The sequence below is a fragment of the Mycobacterium dioxanotrophicus genome, assembly GCF_002157835.1.
Taxonomy (GTDB): Bacteria; Actinomycetota; Actinomycetes; order Mycobacteriales; family Mycobacteriaceae; genus Mycobacterium; species Mycobacterium dioxanotrophicus.
The window spans coordinates 1-22,938 of the sequence record NZ_CP020811.1 but is presented as its reverse complement, the minus strand read 5'-3'; the positions used below and the strand labels follow the sequence as shown (position 1 = coordinate 22,938).

The following is a 22,938-nucleotide window of genomic DNA, read 5'->3' as shown; positions in this document are numbered from 1 at the left end:
CGCCGGGCGGGATTACAGTCGGGGTTGTGCTTCCTCCCCGACGCGGTCAAATCAGTTCACCCGCGAGCTCAGCCGTCCGGGTTGCGCACCTAGACGTGATCCGCGTGCTAGTTGTCGACGACCATCCGATCGTGCATCTTGGGGTGGAACGACTGGTCGAGGTCGCGCCGACCATTCAGATGTGCACCGGGGCTCGCACGGCCAAGGAGGGGATCGCGACCGCCGCTGCCCAACGCCCCACAGTGGTGCTCCTGGATCTGCATCTTCCGGACATGGCACTGCCCGACACCGCGGCAGCGCTCCGCGGTGTATGCCCCGGCGTGAAGCTTGTCCTGTTCACCGGGGACAGCAAACGCTCGGTCGGGCAGATCGCTGGACTGGTCGGGGTGGACGCGGTGGTGCACAAGGACAACGCCTGCGCGGTACTCATCACAGCGATCGCCGAAGTCGCTGCTGGACGACGCTATTGCGACCCCGTCATCAGCACCGGCGACCCGCTGGCACTGTCGCGGCGCGAATATCAGGTGCTGGAGCGGCTGGCCATGGGAGAGAGCAACAGCGAAATTGCGCAGCAACTGCGTCTGGCGCCGAACACCGTGAAGTCCTACGTTCAATCGCTATTGGCCCACCTCGACGCCCGAAACCGGTTGGACGCGGTGGTCAAGGCGCAGCAGGCTGGAATGCTCTAGCCACCGGAACCCACGCCCGTACAGTGCCGCCGCCTTCGTCGTTACCAAGGCACGTCAACTGGCCTCCGACTCGCTCGATGCGCTCAGCCATTACCCGAAGACCCAAGCCGCGCTCGTCCTGCAGTGTAATGTCGCCGGCCGTTCCGTCGTCGGCCACGGCCATGCCCACACCGCCCTGATAGGAGTACAAACTTACGACCACGGAGTGGGCACCAGCGTGCTTCTCCACATTGAGCAGGGCCTCGCGGGCGGTCCGCCGCAACACGTCGGCTCGGCCCGCGTCCAGCAGCGGCAAATCGCCCAGTACCACCAATTCCGCTGCAACACCAGTTCGCTGGGAAAAGTCACGACAATCTCCCTGCAAGGCGACCGCGAGTGCCTTGTCCTCGGGTGCTTGATGAAGAGAGTACGTCTGAGCCCGCAGCTCCGAGGTCGCCCGTTCGGTCAAGGCCAAGGCATCGGTCAGCAGTTCCACCGTGGCGTCGGCTTGCGCCTCCGCCGCTGCGCGGCCCGACGTCAACGCCACCCGGAGGCTGAATAACGTCGCGCCAACGGAATCATGCAGCTGTATCGCGAGGCGTTGCCTTTCGCCGAAGACCGCGACCTCCGCCATCTCGCGGGCGCTGTCGGCGACCTCCATCGCCACGGCGATCTGCCGCGCCAGGCCCAGCAGAGTGGTCCGGTCGCCGTCGGTCCACGGAACGGCAGACCGACGGGCCGCGTACAGCACCCCGTAGAGTCGGTGGGCGCGCACGATCGGAGCGGCCATCACCGCGCGTAATCCCTCCGCCCGAACTGCGTGGTCGAAGTCGTGCGTGATCGCTCGACTCAAGCAGTAGTCGTCGACCGCCGCGGTCCGACGCAACACCGCTGCCTGACCGCCGAGGCCTTCTTGGGGCCCGACCAGCAGCCCGTTGAGCGCCTCTGTGTTCCCGCCCACCACGGCGACGACCTCCATCGTGTCGTCCTCAGCGATCCGGTTCGCTCCGGCCGCTAAGTCCGCGCCGAGTACCCGGAGAACGATTTCCGCGCCCCGTCGCAGCGCCGCTGTTCTGTCGAGCAGCGAGAGCACAGCGCTCAAGTCAGTGTCGATACCCAGAACAGTCACGTGACAAACACCTCTCAAACGCGGGCAGCCGGCAATTATCACAGTAGCGCTCGACGCCCGGTCAGGCGGGGCTGCACCCGCGTAATGTCGGCAAGCTGAGGGAGGAGTCGGCGGGCGTCGCAGTGCCCCGTCCATGCGCCCGCCAAGGCGCTCGCCGCAGTGGCCTTTTCGGGACACCAACTCGGGAGTGTTGCTGTTGCACCAAAGACCGGCTCCCACCATGCGTTCGGTGCGCTTGAGCCCATTACTCGGCTGGGGCGGCGGCGTTATCGGGTGTCCAGGCCGAGGAGCCTGACGCTCTCCATACGCATGTCGACCTTGCGGACCTTGCCGGTGATGGTCATCGGGAACTCGTCGACCACCTGTACGTAGCGGGGAATCTTGTAGTGCGCCAGTTTGTCGGCGGCGAATTCGCGAATGGCGTCGGCATCCAGTGGCGCCCGGCCCGGCTTCATCCGGATCCACGCGCAAACCTCCTCGCCATACTTCTCGTCCGGCACGCCGATGACTTGGGCATCCTCGATATCGGGGTGGGTGTAGAGGAACTCCTCGACCTCGCGCGGATAGACGTTCTCACCGCCCCGGATCACCATGTCTTTGATGCGCCCAACGATGTTGCAATAGCCGTCTTCTCGCATGACCGCGAGGTCGCCGGTGTGCATCCAGCCGTCGGCGTCGATGGCCTCACGCGTCTTCTCCTCGTCGTTCCAATAGCCCAGCATCAGCGAGTACCCGCGTGTGCAGAACTCGCCGGTCTGTCCCCGCTCGACGGTCTCGCCGGTCTCGGGGTCGACGACCTTGATCTCCACGTGGGGTAGCGCCCTGCCGACGGTCGCGGTGCGCTGCTCGAGGTCGTCGTCGATGAGGGTCTGGCAGGACGCGGGGGACGTTTCCGTCATTCCGTAGGCGATGGCCACCTCGGTCATGTTCATCTCGTTCACACAGCGCTTCATGACCTCGACCGGGCAGGTCGAGCCCGCCATGATGCCGGTGCGCAGCGACGACAGGTCACGGTTGGCGAAGTCGGGGTGGCCGAGCATCGCGATGAACATCGTCGGCACGCCGTACACACCTGTGCACCGCTCCTGCTCAATCGCCGCCAGCGTCAGCCCGGGATCGAAGCCGGGTGCGGGGATGACCATCGTCGTGCCATGCGCCGTGCAGCCCAGATTCCCAAGCACCATGCCGAAACAGTGATAGAAGGGCACCGGAATGCACAGCCGGTCATCGGGTCCGAGGTTGATCTGCTCAGTGACGAAGAACCCGTTGTTGAGAATGTTGCGGTGCGACAACGTCGCGCCCTTGGGGAATCCCGTTGTCCCAGAAGTATATTGGATGTTGATGGGATCGGTGTTGGAAAGGCTGGCCATCCGGGCCCGGAGGTGGTCCTCGGTGACGGCGCCCGCGCGGTCGCGCAGACGCGTCCAGTCGTCAGTGCCCAAAAACAGAACTTCTTCAAGATCAGGCGTGTCGGCGCGCACCTCCTCGACCATGCGGACGTAGTCCGAGGTCTTGAATTCCGTCGCGGAGATCATTGTGCGAACTCCCGACTGGTTCAACACATAGGCGAGTTCGTGCGTGCGGTACGCGGGATTGATGTTGACCAGGATGGCGCCGATCTTCGCCGCGGCGTACTGGACGATAGTCCACTCAGGGCAGTTCGGCGCCCAGATACCGATTCGCTCACCTTGGGCGACCCCGAGGGACATCAGCGCCCGAGCGATGAGATCGACCTCGGCGTTCAGTTCGCGGTAGCTCCAGCGGCGATCGCCGGCGACGTCAACAACCGCTTCGGCATCCGGATTCGCCCAGACGATCCGTTCGAAGTTCTCCCCGATAGTCTCCTCGATAATCGGGGAGTCGGTCGGACCCGCGGCGTATGACTTCATGGTTTCTCCCAGCCCACCAGGTCCTCGTACCGGTACTCCGTGGCGATCGGAGTGCCGGATTGGGACGCTTCATCTTCGCGCCGGCGTAGCTCGGCGCGGCGGATTTTGCCCGAGATCATCTTGGGGTCGCGCAGGCAGCCGGTCAACAGGTCGAGCGGATTGACTTGCAACTCGAGGCAGATCTCGCCCTCGTCGGCAGGCTCACGGATCGGCGGGTCGACCAGTACAAAGGGCACGCCCGGCGCGGGCCTCCGCCTGGCCCCGGGGTGTTGCCGACCTGCAGCGTCGTCTCGGTCTGTCCGAACACGTCTCAAACGGGCAAGCCCACGCCCGTCCATTCCACCTGCGCGACAACGTCCGGTTGAGCGGCTCGCGCGCGCCCAGGATCTCGCTAGACCTCGGTTTTCGGGCTGAGGCCAGGTCGGGTGAGCCGTCGCCATACTGTCGGTGAAGCGCAAAGAGTCTTTACCAGCTTCACCATGGCCGCTTGACGCTTACAAACCGGGGATGTCTAGCTGTGCTGGCTGGTCTACCGAGCTTGAGCGGGCCGATGTCGCGGATTGGTGCGGCCCTTCGTGGGCTCAGGCGTGGTGTTTGATTGTTGGACAGTTACGGCGGCTGCCGCGGGGCGATCCTGTTACCAGTGAGTGTTAGTCGTTTCCCCAATCCCAACTCACGTGGAGCCGGGCATCTACTTCGCCAGGCCGCACTTTCCAGACACGGATTCCCGACAGGAGATTCCCATGACAGCTATCGCAGAGCACCCCGCCCTGCCCGAGGTTCTCAAGTTCCTACGCGGCAGCAAGAAGCTGTTGATCGGCGGCGCGTGGACGGACGCCGCTTCGGGCAAGACTTTTCCTACCACCGACCCGGCCACCGGAGCGACACTAACCGAGGTCGCCCACGGGCAGGCCGAGGACATCGATCGGGCCGTCGGCGCCGCCCGAGCCGCCTTCGACACCGGTCCGTGGCCGACGATGAAGCCCAACCAACGCGAACGCTTGTTGTGGCGGGTGGGCGACATTCTCAGTGAGCGCGCAGCCGAGTTCGGCCAACTCGAAGCGCTCGACAACGGCAAGTCGGCGGGAATCGCCACCGCGGTGGACGTCGCGTGGTCGGCCGATGTGTTCCGGTACTACGCCGGCTGGGCTACCAAGATCGAGGGTTCCACCGTCAATGTCTCCATGCCGTTCTCCCCCGGACGAGAGTTTCACGCCTACACGCTGCGCGAGCCGGTCGGTGTGTGCGGACTCATCGTGCCGTGGAATTTCCCACTGTTGATGGCGGCGTGGAAGCTGGCCCCTGCCCTGGCCGCCGGAAACACCGTCATCCTCAAACCCGCCGAGCAGACGCCGCTCACCGCACTGCTTCTTGGAGAAGTGTTCCAAGAAGCAGGGTTCCCCCCGGGGGTGGTCAACATCGTCACCGGATTCGGGGATGCGGGAGCAGCGCTGTCCGGACATGTCGACGTTGACAAAATCGCGTTCACCGGCTCCACGGAGGTCGGCAAGAAGATCGTCGACGCGGCCAAAGGCAACTTGAAGAAGGTCTCGTTGGAACTAGGCGGCAAGAGCGCCAACGTGGTATACGCCGACGCCGACTTCGACCTCGCCGTCGAAGGTTCGCTCAACGCGTGGTTGTTCAACCATGGGCAGTGCTGCGTCGCGGGTACGCGGCTATACGTGGAGGACAACATCTTCGACGACTTCACCGGGGCTGTGGCCGCAGCGGCGAGCAAGGTCAAGATCGGTCCCGGGATGGATCCGTCGACCGAACTTGGTCCGCTGATCTCGCAGGAGCAGTTCGACAAAGTCACCGGCTACCTGCGCGATGGATTGGCCGATGGAGCCCGGGCGCTGACCGGTGGCAAACGGTGGGGCGAAAGCGGCTACTTTGTCGAGCCGACCGTGTTCGTCGACGTCAAACCCGAGTTCAGCGTAGTCCGCGAAGAAATCTTCGGCCCCGTAGTGGCCGCGCTGCCGTTCGACGCGGACAACGGGGTCGTAGCGGCGGCCAACAACAGCATCTACGGTCTGGCCGCCGGCATCTGGACCAAGGATATCTCCAAGGCGCATCGGACGGCCAAGAAGCTCAGGGCCGGTTCGGTGTGGATCAACCAGTACAACGGATTTGACACCGCTATGCCCTTCGGTGGTTACAAGCAATCCGGCTGGGGCCGTGAACTTGGCGCTTCCGCCATCGACCTGTACACGCAGATCAAATCCGTCAACATCGCCCTCTGAGCAACTCTCTACCGATGAGGAGTATCAAGTGAAGACCACCGCAGCAGTGTTACTGGAACCGGGGAAGCCCTTCGAGATCATGGAGCTCGACCTCGACGGTCCCGGCGTTGGCGAAGTGCTGATCAAGTACACCGCCGCCGGGTTGTGCCACTCGGACCTGCACTTGACCGACGGTGACCTGCCCCCGCGTTATCCAATCGTCGGCGGCCACGAGGGATCGGGCATCATCGAGGACGTCGGACCCGGGGTCACCAAGGTCAAACCAGGTGATCACGTCGTTTGCAGCTTCATCCCGAACTGCGGAACCTGCCGGTACTGCGCCACAGGACGCTCCAACCTCTGCGACATGGGCGCAACCATCCTCGAAGGGTGCATGCCGGACGGCAGTTTCCGGTTCCACGGCAACGGCCTGGATTTCGGGGCGATGTGCATGCTCGGCACATTCTCTGAACACGCCACCATCTCGCAGCATTCGGTCGTCAAGATCGACGACTGGCTGCCGCTCGAGACTGCGGTGGTCGTGGGCTGCGGCGTTCCGACTGGCTGGGGCACCTCGGTCTACGCCGGCGGGGTGCGATCCGGCGACACCACCGTCATCTATGGCATCGGTGGCCTGGGCATCAATGCCGTCCAGGGTGCAGTGAGCGCGGGCGCGAAGTACATCGTGGTGGTCGATCCGGTGGCGTTCAAACGCGACACCGCGCTCAAGTTCGGTGCCACCCACGCCTTTGCCGACGCCGCCAGCGCCGCAGCCAAGGTCGACGAACTCACCTGGGGGCAGGGCGCCGACCAGGCACTGATCCTGGTCGGCACCGTTGACGAGGACGTGGTCTCCGCGGCGACTGCGGTGATCGGTAAGGGTGGCACCGTCGTCATCACCGGACTGGCGGACCCGGCGAAGCTCACCGTGCACGTATCGGGCACCGACCTGACACTCAACGAGAAGACGATCAAGGGCACGTTGTTCGGCTCGTCCAACCCGCAGTACGACATCGTACGGTTGCTGCGTCTCTACGACGCCGGCCAGCTCAAACTCGACGAGCTGATCACCACCCGATACACGCTCGACCAGGTCAATCAGGGCTATCAGGACCTGCGAGACGGCAAGAACATCCGCGGCGTGATCATCCACTCCTGAAGGGATGACTACCCACAGCCGTACGTGGGCCGTGACAGTGCTGCCGCGGCGCGCTGGTTTGATTCGGCTGGTTCTGCCGAAACAGCGCCTCCTCGCTAGATCGGTATTTGGCGTTAAGCCCGAACCGAGATGTGCGCCTGCACAATCGACGCGATCCGAGATGTCCTCGGTCACCGCCCAGGGTGAAACCTCTCATGTCAAGAGAAAGAGCGTGCACGCAACGTGGCTAAGATGATCGCCTTCGACGAGGACGCCCGGCGGGCCTTAGAGCGGGGGATGGACAAACTCGCCGACGCCGTCAAGGTCACCCTCGGCCCCAAGGGCCGCAACGTCGTGCTCGGCCGCCACCTCGCGAAACCCCTCGTGACCAACGACGGTGTCACCGTCGCGCGCAGTATCGAACTCGCCGACCCCTACGAAAGCATGGGCGCTGAACTTGTTAAAGAGGTCGCCAAGCGGACCGACGACGTCGCCGGTGACGGTACGACCACCGCCACCGTGCTCGCCCGCGAGATGGTCCACGAGGGCCTGCGCAACATCGCCGCCGGCGCCAACCCCCTGGCGATCAAGCGAGGCATTGCTGTTGGTTTGGTCAACGTTATCCGGGCGCTCAACGACGCGGCGAGCCCAATCGAAAGCACCGAACAAATCGCCGCGACCGCCACGATCTCCTCCGGTGATTCGGCAATCGGGGAGATTGTCGCCGCGGCGCTGGACAAGGTCGGTGTCCATGGAATCATCACCGCGGAGGCATCGGACACGATCGGTCTCACGCTTGAGCTCGTCGAGGGTTTGCGATTCGAGAAGGGCTACCTCAGTCCGTTCTTCGTGACCGATTTCGAACGCCTCGAGGTCGTCCTCGACAACCCCTACATCCTTCTCGTGTCATCGCCGATCAACTCGGTCAGGCAGCTGATGCCGATCGTGGAGAAGGTGATGAAATCCGGTCGTCCGCTGGTGATCGTTGCCGAAGATGTCACCGACGATGCTCTCGCGACCCTGGTCGTCAACAACGTGCGCGGCACATTCACCTCAGCGGCAGTGAAGTCGCCCGGTTTCGGCGACCGGCGGGAGTTGATGCTGCGTGACATAGCCATCGTCACCGGTGGCCAAGTCATCTCCGAAGCTATCGGGGTGTCGCTCGAGGCCGCGGGCCTCGATTTGCTCGGAAGTGCGCGCCGGGTGCTGATCACCACACACGACACCTCCATCATCGGTGGCGCCGGCGACGCCGCCGCGATCGCGGGACGGGTCCAGGAGATCACCACCGCGATCGAGGCGTCGACAGACGACTACGACACCGGCAAACTGCGGGAACGTCTGGCGAAGGTCAGCGGCGCGGCCGCGGTAATCCGGATCGGCGCCGCGACCGAGATCGAACTCAAGGAACGCAAACATCGGCTCGAGGACGCCGTGCGCAACGCGAGGGCCGCCGCCGAAGAAGGCGTGGTGGCCGGCGGTGGGGTGGCATTGCTGCAGGCATCCGCGACCGCCTTTGACAGACTCGATCTCGCTGGCGATCACGCGACCGGCGCCAACGTCCTGCGGGTGGCTCTTGACGCACCGTTGAAACAGATCGCCATCAACGCCGGACTGGAAGGCGGGGTTGTGGTCGACAAGGTCAGACGCCTGCCGACCGGCCACGGCCTGAACGCCGCAACCGGACAGTATGGGGACATGATCGCCGCCGGAATCATGGATCCGCTCAAGGTAACCCGATTAGCGCTGGAAAACGCGGCGTCCATCGCGGCGATGTTCCTGACCGCAGAAGTACTCATTGCCGAAAAACCCCATATCCCGCTATCGGAAATGCCTCCGCTCTGAAACGAGCGCCGTTTTCGCTGCTACGGCACTGTACGCACGGGGATTCACCGCGACTGAAGGAACTCTTTAGATGAGTAATCATCACTAGATCGTCGCTCCAGGTGGACCCCTATCGAGGAGAAATACATGACCGACTACGAGGACATCCGATACGAGGTTGACGGCCCGACGGCGATCATCACCATCGACCGGCCCCGGCGTTACAACGCGTTCCGCGGGCTGACCGTGGAGGAATTGATCAGGGCGTTCCGCGCAGCATGGGCCGACAACGCCGTGCGGGCGATCATCCTGACCGGTGCCGGCGAGAAGGCATTTTGCACCGGCGGTGACATGAAGCAGAGGGCCGAGACCGGCGACTATGGACCTACCGAGAGCGGCATGTTCGAAATCGGCAATCTACATAAACTCATCCGCGACGTGCCCAAGCCCGTGATTGCGGCCGTCAACGGTCTGGCGGTCGGCGGCGGCCACGTCCTGCACGTGTTGTGCGATCTCACAATCGCCTCTGACACCGCCAAATTCGGGCAGGCCGGGCCCCGGGTGGGCTCGTTCGACGCGGGCTTCGGATCGGCGTATCTGGCCCGTGTGGTGGGAGAGAAGCGCGCCCGCGAAATCTGGTACTTGTGCCGCCAGTACGACGCCGCCACCGCGGAACGCTGGGGTCTGGTCAATTGGGTGGTCCCCGCTAATCGCCTCCTCGAGGAGGCAAAGACAGTCGCCGCCGAGATCGGCGAGAAGAGCCCCACCGCGCTGCGGTTCCTCAAGCAGTCCTTCAATGCCGACACCGACCACCAAGCCGGCCTGAGCAACCTGGCGATGTCAGCACTCGACTTGTTCACCAAGTCACCCGAAGGCCTCGAAGGTGGTGCAGCGTTCGCGGAGAAACGCCGTCCGGACTTCGGCCGTTACGTCAAGGTATGAGGGGCAGACGTCGATGAGCGGCAATATCGCGGTTGTCACCGGAGCCGGATCTGGAATCGGTAAAGCCATCGCGCACGCCTTCGCATCCCGGGGCGATCGGGTGGTCGCCGCAGATGTCAACCTGAAGGCCGCCAAGGACACCGCACAGCAGTTCCCTGCCCTCATCACTGCGATCAGAGTCGACGTCGCCGATCGAACGCAGGTCGATGCGCTGCGCAACGAAACGGATTCCACGGTCGGTGCGCCCAACATCCTGGTCAATGCCGCTGGATGGGATCGCACCGAGCAGTTCCTGAACGCCACAACCGAATTCGCCGAGAAGGTTGTGGCCATCAACTATCTCGGCCCGGTGCACATGTGCAGCGCATTCCTGCCGGCGATGGTCGCCGCCGGCACTGGGGGGCGGGTTGTCAATGTGGCCAGCGACGCAGGCAGGGTCGGCAGCTCGGGCGAGAGTATCTACGCCGGCGCCAAAGGCGGTGTCATTGCGTTGACGAAATCGCTTGCTCGCGAGATGGCGCGCTACCGGATCAACGTCAACTGTGTCTGTCCCGGACCGACGGACACACCGTTGTTTCAGGCGCAGTCCGAGAAGTTGAAAGAGGCTCTCGTGAAGGCGATTCCGTTCCGCCGGCTCGCTCGCCCGGACGAGGTGGCCGCCCCTGTGTTGTTCTTCGCTTCCGACGCCGCCTCCTTCATCACCGGTCAGGTGCTCAGCGTCAGTGGCGGACTCACAATGGCCGGCTGAGATCCGCATCCATGTCGATCAACCGGTGCCAAGGGTCGAGCAACACTTACCGTGTCGCTGCTTTCAAGCTCAGTACGGCGAGCGTGCATTCTGCGGTACAGGGTCGTCCGGCCGAACCCGAGCCGGAGTCTCCGCCTTCAGAGCTGTCGAGCGTGTCTGGTGTTGTGCCCGCCAGGGGGCCAATTTTCCGCCGCCGCCGACAGTCTGCGTCTTGCACCCCAGAAGAAACCGGCGCGTAGGCGATCAAGGGTCGCGGTCCTTTGCCCGGCCACGGGTGTCCGGTTTGAGGGAGATGCCGGTGGCAGCCACCCGGGTTTCTTGTGACATCGCTGCTGTTGTACATAATCCGCGTCCCGTCCGCCACCCAGCTGGCCCGGGCTCATACACCAGCCGGCCGGCTCAGATCGGATCAGGTCATCGGGCTTGCCGGGGGGCGGCGGATCCGGGGCTGGGTAGAACTCCAGGTACTTGGTTAGGTCAGCCAGCGTGGCGGTGCGACGCCAAGGGTGGGCGCTGCGACTGCGATGACGGATACCGCGACGAATAGTCCGGTAATGATTCTTCGGTATGCGTTGTGCGGGTGCGTGATCGGGACTAGCGCCTAGCCAGCTGACTAGGTTCAGGCCTGTCCGATGGGCCGCACTCGCACGCTGGCAGGACGGGATCGCGCGTAACCACTTCTCGGCCCAACGCACCCCGGCTTAGGCTGGCAACGCCCCGCTCGGCGCTTCGGCAAACCCATTGAACCAACAGCCATCATGTCAGCCGAGCGATGCCCGCGTCGCGCAACATTGCGTGACATCGGGACTCGTGTCGCTCAGAAAGGTCCAAAAGCCAATGCAGGTTGAGGAACTACTCAAGCCGTTTCCAATCAAGGAGTTCCACCCGTTCCCCCGTGCCCTACTGGGACCGGGAGCGCACGAACTGATCGGGCCTGAAGCAATCAAGCTCGGTTTCAAGAAGACACTCGTGATGACCAGCGGGCTGCGCGGGTCGGACACCGTCCACAAAATCGTTGAATCCCTGAAATACCACGGGCTTGAAGTTGTCGTCTACGACAAAGTGGAGTCGAATCCAAAAGACTACAATGTGATGGACTCGGTCGAGCTATACCAGCAAAACTCCTGCGACAGCTTCATCTCGATTGGCGGCGGTTCATCTCACGACGCCTGCAAGGGCGCACGCATTTCGGTGGCCCACGACGGCCGCAGCGTCAACGAATTTGAGGGATTCAACCAATCCGAGAACCCGAAGAACCCGCCCCACATCGCGGTGTCGACCACGGCCGGGACAGGTTCAGAGACATCGTGGGCATATGTCATCACCGACACCACAACGGATCCGGACAAACCACATAAGTATGTGGCCTTCGACGACGTCAGCGTGACCACGTTAGCGATCGATGATCCCGTTCTTTATTTCGACTGCCCGGTCGCGTACACAGCACAATGCGGCTTCGACGTCCTGGCCCACGCATCTGAGCCCTATGTATCGCGACTTAACTTCCCGTTATCTGTAGGACGGTTGCGGGTGTACTCGACTGTCGCTGACGGTGGTTGGGATCGTGTTTGCGACCGTGGGCGACAGGTTTATCTGTAGTGCTGTCCTCGATGATCTGCGCTGTGCGGTGGCCGGAATTTGTTGGCGGTGTCAGGTTGTGGCGGTGGCGGTGGCGGTGGCTGGTTGCGGTGTGGGTGTGGGGTGTGTTGTGGGTGTGGTGGGGCGTTGTGGCCACCAGCTGGCTTGGCGGAGCAGGGTGGCGATGGCTGGGACGGTGAGGGTGCGCACGAGGAAGGTGTCCAGCAGCAGTCCGCAGCCGATGATGAGTCCGGTTTGGATCATGATGGCCACCGATCCGATCATGAGGCCGAACATGCTGGCGGCGAAGATGAGGCCGGCGGAGGTGATGACTGAGCCGGTGGTGGCCACGGTGCGCAGGACGCCGACGCGGATGTTGTGGGTGGATTCTTCGCGGAGTCGGGATACGAGCAGCATGTTGTAGTCGGCGCCGACGGCGACGAGGATGATGAACGCTAATAGTGGTACGGGCCAGGCGATTTCGTGGCCAAGGATCCATTGGAAGACGATGACACCGATACCGAGTGAGGCCAGGTAGTTCAGCACGACGGTGCCCAGCAGGTACAGGGGGCGATCAGGGCGCGCAGCAGGGCGATGAGGATGAGTCCGACGATGACCAGGGTGGCGATGGCCAGTTGGGTGAAGTCGGCTGAGAGCAGGCGTTGGATGTCGGAGTTGACGGCGGGAAGCCGGCGACGGAGACGGTGGCGTGGTCCAGGGAGGTGTTGGGTCGTGCGGTGTTGGCGATGTCGGTGATCTGGCGGGCCAGGTTCATCGCCTCGCCGCTGTAGGGGTCGGTGCTGGTGTCGATGGCGAAGCGGGCGGTTTTGCCGTCGGGTGAGAGGAAGTGTTTGGCGACGTCGGCGAATTGGCGGTTGTCGAAGGCTTCGGGGGCAGGTAGAAGCCGGTGGCGGCATCGGATCCGGCGGTGGCGCGGGCGGAGTTTTGCAGTTGGGCCGCGATTTGACTCATCCCGGACAGCATTTGGATGTTGCTGTCGGCCAGGGCGTGCACGCCGGTGGCCAGGGCGCGTGCGCCGGAGGCCAGTTGGCTGATGCCGTGTTGGAGTCGGCCGATGTTGGCGGCCAGGTTTTCGGGGTTGCCGAGGGTTTTGAAGGCGTTGTTCATGGCGGCCACGCTGTGTTGCACTTCGGTGAGGGTGCCGGTGACGGTGGCGTTGGTGGCCGGGTTGTACTGGTCGCCCAGGGTGGCGAGTTGGGTGAAGAATCCGTTGTCGCGCAGGGTGGTCAGCACGGTGACCTGGTCGCGGATCTGGGCGCATTGTGGGGTGGTCACACACCACGGTGAGGTGTTGAGTGCGGTGACGAGCGGGTCGAGGGCTGCGATGGCGTTCTGGGCGCGTTCGGCCAAGGGCCGGATGCCGGGGCCGGCCTGGATGGCGGTGTCGACCTCGGGTGCGGTGGCTGAGAGTTGTTGCAGCAGCGGGCCGAAGCGCTGCATGCTCTTTCCGGCGGTGCCGGCTTGGGTGAGTGCTCCGCCCAGGGGGTGAGCGCGGTGCGCACGGTGGTGTCGAGTTGGGCTAGGCCGTCGGCGAGTTGGTCGGCGCCGTGGGTGAGCTTGTCCAGGTCGCTGCGCCGGTCGTTGCCCTGGGCCACCGAGTCGGCCATCTTGTCGCCGATTTGTCCGTTCTGCCAGGACAGTTGGGCTTGGTCGAGGCGTTGCCCGGCCGGTCGGGTGACCCGGAAACACGTGTCACGGACGGGATTTGGGCGATGCGCGAGGCCATCTCGTCGAGGTCGGCCAGGGTCTTGCCGGTGCGCATGTCGGTGGGGTTTTGCACGACGAGGAATTCGGTGATGACGACGTCTTTGGGGAAATGGCGGTCCAGCAGTTGATAGCCCTGGTTGCTGGCGGTGGTGGCGGGTTGTCCTTGGCGGTCGTCGTAGCTGATGGTCATGGTCGCCGCGGCCGCCGACAGTGCCACCAGGATGGTCAGGCTGATGACCAGCAGTGGTACCGGGCGGCGCACTACGGCCACGGCCACGCTGTTCCAGTAGCGGCGGGTGCGGTCGGGTTTGGGTTCGCCGATGCCGCGGGTTGCGGCCAGCGCCAGCACCGGTGGCAGCAGGGTCACGGTGGCGGCGAATCCGACGGCCACGGCGACCGCGCAGGCCGGGCCGAGTCCGGCGAACACGCTCAAGGTGGCGAACACCATGGCCAGAAAGGCCAGGGCCACGGTGCCCGCCGAGGCCAAGATGACCCGGCCGATGCTGGCGGTGGCTGCGATGACCGCCTGATCGGCGGGCACCTGGGCGCGGCGTTGTTCGTGGTAGCGGCTGATCAGAAACACGGTGTAGTCGGTGCCGGCGCCGAGCAGGATCGCGGTCATGAATGCCACGGTGAACTGCGAGACGGGCATACCCAGTTCCCCGAGTGCTGAGAGCACCCCACGCCCGACGGCCAGGCTGATCCCGATCACCAATAGCGGCAGCAGTGCGGTGAACACCGACCGGTACACGATCAGCAGGATCAGGGCGATCAGCGCGGCGGTGGCGATCGAGATGAACACCAGGTCGTGCTCGGCCGAGGCGATCTGATCGGCGAACGTGGCCGGTGGCCCCGTGACATAGGCCGTGGTGGATGTGTTGGCGAACGCCGTGTCGGTGAGGTCGCGCACGGCTTGCACGGATTCGGCCGCGGTGGGATCCCCGAGGGTGCCGGCCACCCCGACCGGCAGATACCAGGCCTTGCCGTCAGCGCTGACCGCCTGGGTTCTGGTGAGCGGGTCGGCCAGCAGATCCTGGACCAGCAGCACATGGTCGTGATCGGCGCGCAGTCGCCCACCAGATCCTGATAGCGCAGCTGATTATCGGCGCTCAGGCCGGCCGGGTCTTCCATCGCGACGAACAGCATCGTCTTGGACCCCTGCTCACCGAAGGCCGCACTCATGCGGTCTACGGTCTGAAACGACGGCACATCCCGCGGGATCAGATCGACCGACTGTTGGCGCACCACCGTCTCCAACTGCGGGAACAGCAGCGCCAGCACCACCGCGGCCGCGATCCATCCACCGATCACTAATGCCTTGTGGCCCACCGTGAACGCCGCGAGCCGACCCAGCCGGGCGCTGTATTCCGAGGATCCGGACAGATCGACTCCCCGCCGCCCACGGGAGGGCGTAGCCCCCTCGGTTCGATCGCCCATCCGCACGCCTCCCACAGAAACGAAACTATCGGTATCGCTACGATACTAATAGTCCCACACGGGGATCGGAAGGGTCGCGCCGATCTTTCGGGCCATGGTTGCGGCCGGGGCGTCGGGGGTGAATTAACTTGCGGCGTCGTCAGATTCGTCGTCGGGCAGGTCGTGGCGCACCACCCGCACCCGCCCCCGGGGCAGGCATGCCATGTAGCCGTGGCGTTTGCCGTAGAGCTCCCAGGAGGTCGCGGCCTCCTGCGGGGCGACATCGATGCGATGGCCGCGGGAAAAACCCAGGTGCAATCCGCCGTCCTCGTCGCACCACGCCCCCGTGCACACCGCGCCGGCCAGGTCCAGCAGTGGACGCTGCTGGGCTGAGACGTTGCCCGGATCGATGAGGACCTGCTCTTCGGGATAAGACGGTCCGATCGGCGGCAGGGTCAGCGGGATCGGGGTGGCGATCACCAATTCGTTGTAATCGTCGAGGTCGAGCACCAATCCGTCGCGCAACGAGACACGCTGAACGGTGCACCGCTCGATCCAGGGGGTATGCATGCCCGGCTCCCTTCGACACGTCATTGTGTCGCTTTATGGTACTGGGAGTAGCGCAGCGATACTACTAGTCTCGCTAACCGGTGGCGCCGGGTCCGGATGTCAGCTGCCGGGCGGTCCGGTCGATGCGCTCGCGGGCCTGGCCTGCATCGATGCGGCCGCCGATGACGGCGATCAGGTTGGCCAGCCACACATCGGCGATCAGGCTGGCCACGTCCCGGTCATGTGCGCTGGGTGCGGGCCCGCCCAGGGTGCGGGCCAGCATGTCCTCGATCACCGCGGCGGCGTGCTCGATCGCGCCGGTGGCCTCGGTGTCGGCCACGACGAACGCACGCACCATCGCCTCGGTCAGGTGCGGGTTGGCCTGCCAGGCCGTGTGCAGGTGCGTTGTCAACCGCCCCAGCCGGGCCTGCGGCGCCAGATCACCGGTACTCCAGTCGAATTCGGTGTCGAGACGTTCGAATTCGCGGGCCAGCACCGTCACCAGCAGATGACTTTTGGATCGGAAATGCCGATACAGGGAGCTGGCGGCAATGCCGGCCTGCGCGGCCACCGCACGCATCTGTACCCGTCAAAACCGTGTGCTGAGGCCACCGCCCACGCGGCATCCAGGATCGCCTCGCGCCGTGCCAGCACCGCGGCCGCCGGCCGGCGCGGGCGCCGAGCTCGGCTGCGGGGTGTCGCGGTGGGTGCGCTCATCGCGACCGCGACCCCGCGTCGGGGCCGCCGTAGCGGGTCAGCTCGGCGAACAACTCCCCGAAACCGCTGATGTCACCGTGGGCGGCGAAATGGGCCGCATCCACCGTGATGAACACCGCCGAGGCGGTGAACCGGGTGACACCGTCCACACCGACCCCCACCCCCTCCACATGCAGGGCCCGGCCCTCGCGTGCGGCGATCCGCGCGGTCAGCCGATGCGTGCACCCCAACGGCACCGGCTGCAGATAGTCCACCGTCAAACGGCGCGTCACCGCCGGGGTGGCCGCGATCCACAACGAAAAACCCAGCACGTCATCACACGCCGCGGCGATCGCGCCACCGTGTGCGAGCCCGGGCGCGCCGATATGACGCTCATCGAACACCAGATCAGCGAACACCTCATCGCCGCACCGAAACACCTCCAGCTGCAAACCGTGCGGATTGTCCGGCCCGCAGCCCATGCAGGTCGGCGTGTGCGACGGCAACCGCTGCGGCTGATCAGCACCCATCACGGCCTCCTCACACCCGGGCAGCCCCGCCACCGCGTCCCGACCCGGGACCGCCGGTACTAGCAGTTTCGCTGCGATACTATCGGTACCATAACCGGGAGAGCGGCCGCAATGCACCGACGAGGCAACACACCAGGAGGTCAGGTGGGGACAGAACCCGCGGCGGCACCCGACGACGAGGACGACGTCGACCCGCGCCGCACCCGATCGCGCACCCGGCTGCTCGACGCCGCGGCCAACCTGCTCAAAACCGGTGGGATCGAAGCCGTCACCATCGACGCGGTCACCAAAGCCTCCAAGGTCGCCCGCACCACCCTCTACCGCCACTTCAACAGTTCCTCACAACTGCTCGCGGCCACCTTCGAACGACTGCTGCCCCAAGTCATCGCGCCCGCCCCGACCAGCGGCACCCTGCGTGAGCGGCTCGTCGAACTGCTCTCGCGCCAAGCCGACCTGTTCGCCGAAGCGCCGCTGCACGTCACCACCTTGGCCTGGGCCGCGTTGGGCCCACCGAAACACACGACAGCGACAGCGATACCGGTCACCACGCCACTGCCAGCATGCTGCGCACCCGGGTGATCGAGCAGTACCGACGGCCTTTCGACGAAATCCTGCACAGTCCCGAAACCCTCGACCAACTCGGTGAACTCGACATCGAACTGGCACTGTGCCAACTGGTCGGCCCCCTGGTCTTTGCCCGCATGACCGGCCTGCGCGCCATCGGCCACCACGACTGCACCCGCATCGTCGACGACTTCATCACCGCACAAACCACGCAGCGACCCGCACAACCAGCCAGCTAGGAGTTGGTGTCCGGTTAGGGGTTGCGGGCCAGTTGCCCGTGCAGGGTCGCGATGATGTGGTCGCGTTCGCGCAGTTGGGCTTTCAGGTCGGCGATCTGGGCGTCTCGTGCCTTCAGGCGGGTCCGTAGTGCGGTGATGATGCTGCTCTCGGTGTTGGTAGCCGGTGGTGGCGGTGGATCGGGGGCGGCGGCCAGCGGCTGGGTGGTGCGGATCTGTTCTCGCAGTTGGGGGCGGCGGTGGATGACGCTGCGTGACACTCCGGCGTGGCGGGCCAGGCTGCTGACGTTGATGTCGAGGCCCTGCTTGCGCATCTTCTTCAGGGCCCGATCGATACGGGCCTCGACGTCGGCGCTGCGTTTGCGGGCGCTGGCCTCAAGGGCGGTGAGGGAGGCGGGGTGACGGTCATGCGGGTGTGTGAGGATCGGCTTTGCGCAGTGCTGAATCGTGCGCACCGCGGGTGGCCACAGGTTGCAGCGGGATGCGGTTGGCCGTCCCGGCCCGGCGATCGCCTCCTGATGGGTGCGTTGATCTGCGGTCAGGCGGTCCAGGATGGCTTGCAGGGAATGCAATTCGCGCAGGCGTTGGGCGACCCATACGTTGTCATCGGTGAGTTCGCGGCCGGTGCGCCGGCGGTACTGCTGACGTCTGATCTCGACCAGCGCCGTGGTCTTGGCGTGCTGATCTTTGAGTTCGTCGATGTGGGTGGCGTCGGTGGCGAAATGCCCGCACGACAGACAGGCGTTGCCCTTGTCGCAGGTTTTCAGTGGCGGCAGCAGGCACACCCCGTTGGGCAAGACCCGGTCGGTGCGCACTGAGAGCTGGGTCATGTCCAACATGTCAGACGGGCTGATTCCGATGTCGGTGCCGTGAGCGCCGATCTTCTTGTGTTTGAGGAACTCCGCTTCGGCGGTCGCGGCCAGTGTCGCGGCATAACGCATGGTCATCTCGGGCTCTTGTGGCCAGGTAGCGCTGGACGACGTGGATCGGCACGCCGTCGTTGAGCAGTTCGGTGGCCCGGGTGTGGCGCAGCCGATGCGTTTGGGTGAACCGCAACGGGTTTCCCGCAGCATCGGTGAGACCATGGATGGCATCGAGCTTGTCCAGGGAGGCCGATACGTCGCATACGGGCGGGCCGGCGCCCGGCCAGGTTTTGTTTGACCGCGATGAACAGGTATTTCGGGTGAGGCTGGGGTGGGTGTCGGCGAGCCAGCGCTGTTGCTCGGCGATGACGTTGACCACGGCCTGCTCGACCAGGATGGTGGGGATGACCCCGTCGACTTTGGTCTGTTGGTAGCGCAGTTTGGCCACGAACACATCGGGGTCATCGGTGGCGGTGGCCGCGCCGCGCCGGGGATCGCTTCGAGCGGGTGGTGATCGAGCATGAGGATTTCTGAAGCCCGCCGCCCAGTCAGTGCTTGCAGCAGCCAGATCCGGGCGGCCTGGGGGTCGCCGAGGCCTTTGATCAGTGACACGGTGCCATCGGGATGGGTCACCGACACCAGGGCGCCCCGTTGGGCGGCGAGCACGTCGAGGTAGGCCAGCATCTGCTGCAGTTCTCCAGTGGAGTACCAGGTCAATTCCCGGGTGCGGTGGGCGCGGCGGGTGCGAAACGCCGGCCCCCACAACCGGGTGTGCGCCGCAGTTAGGTTCTCCCAACGCGCATCGCCGGTGGCTGCCGCGGCCTCGGGGGCATGGTCGAGCATGAACGTGTAGAAGCTCTGGATCTGAGATTGGCTGTCGCCGATCGCCGTGGCAGACAACGGCTTGTCATGTCGGGCGGCCGCGGCCGGGGAGCGCAGGTATTCGTTGTAGGTAGTGAAAATCAGGCGTAGCTGCGCCGGGTCATCGGATAAGACGGGATCGGTGTAGCCGCGCGCGATCACGAATGCACCGAAGTGACGCGCCATCTCGCGGGCACGATCGACTGCCGAGGACCAGCGCAGCAACTCCGCATCCAGGCAGGTGCGCAGCCAAAACCGCACCCCTTCGCGAAGCCACGCTGGTTCGATCGCCCCGATGCGCACCGTCTTCTCGTGGCACGGTTCGTGTTCGCGTTGCGGGATCCGTGGATCGGCCCGCAGATCCCAGGTGTCATAGGCCCACCAGTCGATGGCGCTGGCCCGCACCGACAGAAACAGGTGCAGATGCTCGATCAGGCCCACGATGTTGCGGCGCGTGCCGCCGGCGGGCAGCCGCGCATTGCGCCGCTCGAACACCACGACCGCATGGCGCACCATGTCGTTGACCGCCAGGTCGGTGATGCTCACCGGGTGACGGCCGTGCGCACTGCGGTACTCGGCCGCGGCGGCGCTGATGGCCTGGGTGGCCCAGCGCAGCAGGGAATGCTCTATCTTGCGCAGCCCCTCGTGGTAGCACACCCACACCCACCAGGCGATCTCGTCGGCGAACCGCGCCGGTGTGGCCTGCGGGGTGAAGTCGTACACCCCAGCGGCCGCAGCGGGCGGCACATCGTTCTTGCGGGACAGGAACACCCGATCTGCCGGGGGCAGATGCACCTGATAGGCCGGGCGGCGCCATTCGGCGGGCACCAGGGCCCACTGCGCCTGCCACACTGAGGCGTTGAGTTTCCCCGTGGGCCTGGCCAGGTGGCCCTCATTGCTGGCCATCGTGAAGCCCTTTCCAACCGGCGACATAGTTTTTCCACTCGGCCAGCGAGCGCATCGCCGCGTCCTGGGTGACCCAGCCGTAGGTGGACAGCGTGGTCTGCACATCGGCATGCCCCAGCCGCCGCATCACCACATGCTCAGGCACCCCCGCCAGCAGCAACGCGGTGGCGTGAGTGTGGCGCAGCCAGTGCGGTGACCAATCCGGCGGCAGACTCCGATGCGCTGTGCGCAGGCCGCGGACCTTCTCGTAGACATTCTCCTGGCGCATCGGCGAAAACCGCGGCCCCCGTTGCAGATTGACGAACACAAAATGATTCGACAGATCCGCCACGGCCTGGTCGGCGTTCATCGCCACCAGCTGCCACACATACTCTGAATACAGTGCCTCCAGGTCATCTCCGACATAGATCCGCCGCGGCCCGGTCTTGACCCGAGCACCGTAGGGTGATCTTGGCGCTCCACAATGTCGATCCACGGGGTCGCACCGGCGCCGATATGAAAATCGTTGTGCCGCAGCGATAAGGCCTCGCCCAGACGCATTCCCGTTTCAGCCAGCACAGCGAAAAACAACCGGTTGCGCACCCCGGCGGCCCCACCGGACCAGTCCCCGTCGCGCTGCACCGAGCAGCCATCGAGGATCGTGGCCACCTGGGCAGGCGACAAGACAGGGGTGGCCGATCGCCGCGGGGTGCGCACCGGGTAGATCGGATGCTCACCGTCGCGGTGGGGCCCGACGCCGTCGAGGAACCCGACGTAGCGGGTGTGGCGCCGCCAGCTGCCCCGCTGAGTGACCAAACGCCGATACGGCACCTCGGTGGTGCCGGCATCAGCGTGATAGCGATACATCGACAACACCGCAGCCGCCCGTGGCTGCAAAGAACTGGTCACCATCTTGGTCTCGGGGGCACCCAGGCGCGGTGTCCCGGGCAGATCACCAGTCCGCAGATACTGCAAGTACTGCCCGAACAGGGTGGTGGGGAAGTCATCCCAACGATGGCCGGTGTGCTCGAGCAGCGTGAACCACCGCGCCAACCCCGCGGCGTAGCCACGCACCGTGTGCGGGGACGCGCCCCCCTCACGCAGAAACCTCAGATACTCCGCAGCCGGGGCCACCGGCAGATGATCGGCGCCGACGATCGTGTAGGTGACAGGCTGGTCGGCAAAGATCACCCGCTGCACTCGCGCCACCGGCCCCCGACCCCCTTGTGTTTTAGCCGCGCCGGCTTCGCTGCCGCAACGGAATCACATTGCTGCCCGTACTGGGCGCCGCTGTCGCGGGTCCGACCGTCGCTCTGCCGCTGCCGGCCGCCACCCGCACCGCCGCCGCGCCCGGGCGGCCCGCTGCCCGGCCATGAAGTCCTCCAGCAGATCCTGCGGCCACACCAAGTCATAGGGGCCAGCATCGCCGCCGACCGCGCCGAAAACGCCATCTCCAGCCACTTGCTGATCAATCGTGGCCGCTCCACCTCACGGTCATTCCAGCCCGGCTCCACCCGACCCCACGTCGTATCGGTATCCGGATTGACCCGGGTGTAGAGCTGGCGGCGCAACGCCTCAAACCGCGCCCCAGTCAACAACTGCGAGGTATGCAGGTGCTTGATCAACGCCCCCAGCGACACACCCCACTTGGCTTTCACCGGCAACAACTCCGCCAGCGACGGGGCCCGCGACACTTCCTTGGCCAGAACCGCCGCCGGCGCCAACAACTCCGACGCGAACTGCGACGCCTGCTCCTCGCAGGCCTCGGTGACGCTGCCCGAGGCATGCAACACCAGATGACCCACCTCATGAGCCAGCGTCCAGCGGGTCCGTTCCCACGAATTCGATTGCCGCACAACGATCAACGGCCGGGTATTGAACTCCCCGACACGCACCGAATAACCCAAATGCTTGTCGATCTTGCCGGTGGAATCCCCGTCACCCAGGATCCGCCGTGACGAGGAGGTCAGCAACCGGCGCACCACGACCACCACACCGCTGCGCTCAATCTCATGCGTCAGGTACTCGATCGGCTGATCGTGCTCCAACCCCCAACTGGCACGCACCGCCGCAGCGGCCTGGGTCACCGCGGTGTCGATCGGAAGTATCGGCAACTTCACCGCAGGTAACTGAGTGCGGCCATTGAGCTCGTCGAGAAACTCCCCAGCCAATGCCGCGAACTGCGCCAAATACTCCCGCTCGGTCGCCGTGATCGACCGCGGCGCACGGAACAACAGATCCGACTGGTGCACCCGCGACGTCGGAGCGGTGGTGAAAAATTTCGCCGGGAACCGCAACACCGCCACCAGCCGGTCGAAATCCTCGATCGGCAACGCCGTCGTGGTCGACTTCTCCAACCGGTTCAGCCGAGAATGCTTCCAGCCCAACGCTTCCATCACCGCAGTGGCAGTCATCGCGCGCATGACCCGGCCTGGTTGACCCGCAACCCATACACGTCCACGGTCGTCGTCA

Annotated in this window: 13 protein-coding genes and 5 pseudogenes; 8 read left to right on the top strand and 10 right to left on the bottom strand. The window is 65.0% G+C overall.

The annotated features are described in order from the left end of the window. Nucleotides 1-95 precede the first annotated feature (95 nt). Complete coding sequence (locus BTO20_RS37425; protein WP_198344631.1) at nucleotides 96-689, top strand: response regulator transcription factor; 594 nt, start codon at nucleotides 96-98, stop codon at nucleotides 687-689. Here the strand turns inward: BTO20_RS37425 and BTO20_RS37420 are convergent. The 3 genes from BTO20_RS37420 to BTO20_RS41255 all read right to left on the bottom strand — a co-directional run bounded on the left by BTO20_RS37420 (nucleotide 661) and on the right by BTO20_RS41255 (nucleotide 3,922). Further along, a complete protein-coding gene (locus BTO20_RS37420; RefSeq protein WP_087083715.1) occupies nucleotides 661-1,761 on the bottom strand; it encodes a GAF domain-containing sensor histidine kinase in 1,101 nt (366 codons plus the stop codon). The two genes, BTO20_RS37425 and BTO20_RS37420, sit on opposite strands and share 29 nt — an antisense overlap. A 302-nt stretch (nucleotides 1,762-2,063) precedes the next feature. Next, the gene (locus BTO20_RS37415; RefSeq protein WP_087083494.1) at nucleotides 2,064-3,686 is read right to left on the bottom strand and encodes an AMP-binding protein; all 1,623 of its coding nucleotides are present in this window, start codon (nucleotides 3,684-3,686) and stop codon (nucleotides 2,064-2,066) included. After that, a complete protein-coding gene (locus BTO20_RS41255) occupies nucleotides 3,683-3,922 on the bottom strand; it encodes a hypothetical protein (protein WP_087083492.1) in 240 nt (79 codons plus the stop codon). Before BTO20_RS41255 ends, BTO20_RS37415 begins: the two co-directional genes overlap by 4 nt. A 507-nt stretch (nucleotides 3,923-4,429) precedes the next feature. Here BTO20_RS41255 and BTO20_RS37405 point away from each other — a divergent pair. The 6 genes and pseudogenes from BTO20_RS37405 to BTO20_RS37380 all read left to right on the top strand — a co-directional run. Then, the gene (locus BTO20_RS37405; protein WP_087083713.1) at nucleotides 4,430-5,929 is read left to right on the top strand and encodes an aldehyde dehydrogenase family protein; all 1,500 of its coding nucleotides are present in this window, start codon (nucleotides 4,430-4,432) and stop codon (nucleotides 5,927-5,929) included. Nucleotides 5,930-5,957: 28 nt separating this feature from the next. Next, nucleotides 5,958-7,067, top strand: coding sequence for an NDMA-dependent alcohol dehydrogenase (locus tag BTO20_RS37400; protein WP_087083490.1), 1,110 nt, complete (start codon nucleotides 5,958-5,960; stop codon nucleotides 7,065-7,067). 222 nt (nucleotides 7,068-7,289) lie between these two features. Next, nucleotides 7,290-8,891 (top strand): chaperonin GroEL, encoded by a 1,602-nt coding sequence (groL, locus tag BTO20_RS37395; protein WP_198344630.1) that lies wholly within the window; start codon nucleotides 7,290-7,292, stop codon nucleotides 8,889-8,891. A gap of 126 nt (nucleotides 8,892-9,017) precedes the next feature. Beyond that, nucleotides 9,018-9,812, top strand: a complete 795-nt coding sequence (locus tag BTO20_RS37390) for an enoyl-CoA hydratase-related protein (RefSeq protein ID WP_087083487.1) — start codon at nucleotides 9,018-9,020, stop codon at nucleotides 9,810-9,812. Between the two features lie 13 nt (nucleotides 9,813-9,825). Continuing rightward, a complete protein-coding gene (locus BTO20_RS37385; protein WP_087083485.1) occupies nucleotides 9,826-10,560 on the top strand; it encodes an SDR family NAD(P)-dependent oxidoreductase in 735 nt (244 codons plus the stop codon). 837 nt (nucleotides 10,561-11,397) lie between these two features. Next, nucleotides 11,398-12,081: pseudogene (locus tag BTO20_RS37380) on the top strand (iron-containing alcohol dehydrogenase); the annotation flags it as partial. A gap of 129 nt (nucleotides 12,082-12,210) precedes the next feature. Here BTO20_RS37380 and BTO20_RS41185 read toward each other — a convergent pair. The 4 genes and pseudogenes from BTO20_RS41185 to BTO20_RS37360 all read right to left on the bottom strand — a co-directional run bounded on the left by BTO20_RS41185 (nucleotide 12,211) and on the right by BTO20_RS37360 (nucleotide 17,057). Next, a pseudogene (locus BTO20_RS41185) lies at nucleotides 12,211-15,303 on the bottom strand (MMPL/RND family transporter). Between the two features lie 123 nt (nucleotides 15,304-15,426). Then, entirely contained in the window at nucleotides 15,427-15,852 is a 426-nt protein-coding gene (locus BTO20_RS37370) for a DUF6188 family protein (RefSeq protein WP_087073500.1), read from the bottom strand. A 73-nt stretch (nucleotides 15,853-15,925) separates the two neighbouring features. Continuing rightward, a pseudogene (locus tag BTO20_RS37365) lies at nucleotides 15,926-16,485 on the bottom strand (TetR family transcriptional regulator). Nucleotides 16,486-16,544: 59 nt separating this feature from the next. Continuing rightward, a complete protein-coding gene (locus BTO20_RS37360) occupies nucleotides 16,545-17,057 on the bottom strand; it encodes a PaaI family thioesterase (RefSeq protein ID WP_087081559.1) in 513 nt (170 codons plus the stop codon). Between the two features lie 144 nt (nucleotides 17,058-17,201). Between BTO20_RS37360 and BTO20_RS37355 the strand changes: the two are divergent. Further along, nucleotides 17,202-17,860, top strand: a pseudogene (locus BTO20_RS37355) (TetR/AcrR family transcriptional regulator). A gap of 14 nt (nucleotides 17,861-17,874) precedes the next feature. Here the strand turns inward: BTO20_RS37355 and BTO20_RS37345 are convergent. The 3 genes and pseudogenes from BTO20_RS37345 to BTO20_RS37335 form a co-directional block, all read right to left on the bottom strand. Next, the gene (locus BTO20_RS37345) at nucleotides 17,875-20,487 is read right to left on the bottom strand and encodes a transposase (RefSeq protein WP_332460335.1); all 2,613 of its coding nucleotides are present in this window, start codon (nucleotides 20,485-20,487) and stop codon (nucleotides 17,875-17,877) included. Continuing rightward, nucleotides 20,474-21,675, bottom strand: a pseudogene (locus BTO20_RS37340) (tyrosine-type recombinase/integrase). The gene BTO20_RS37345 and the pseudogene BTO20_RS37340 overlap by 14 nt, the downstream one beginning before the upstream one ends. Further along, nucleotides 21,654-22,880 (bottom strand): ImmA/IrrE family metallo-endopeptidase, encoded by a 1,227-nt coding sequence (locus BTO20_RS37335; RefSeq protein WP_232491374.1) that lies wholly within the window; start codon nucleotides 22,878-22,880, stop codon nucleotides 21,654-21,656. Before BTO20_RS37335 ends, BTO20_RS37340 begins: the two are co-directional and overlap by 22 nt. Between the last annotated feature and the right edge of the window lie 58 nt (nucleotides 22,881-22,938).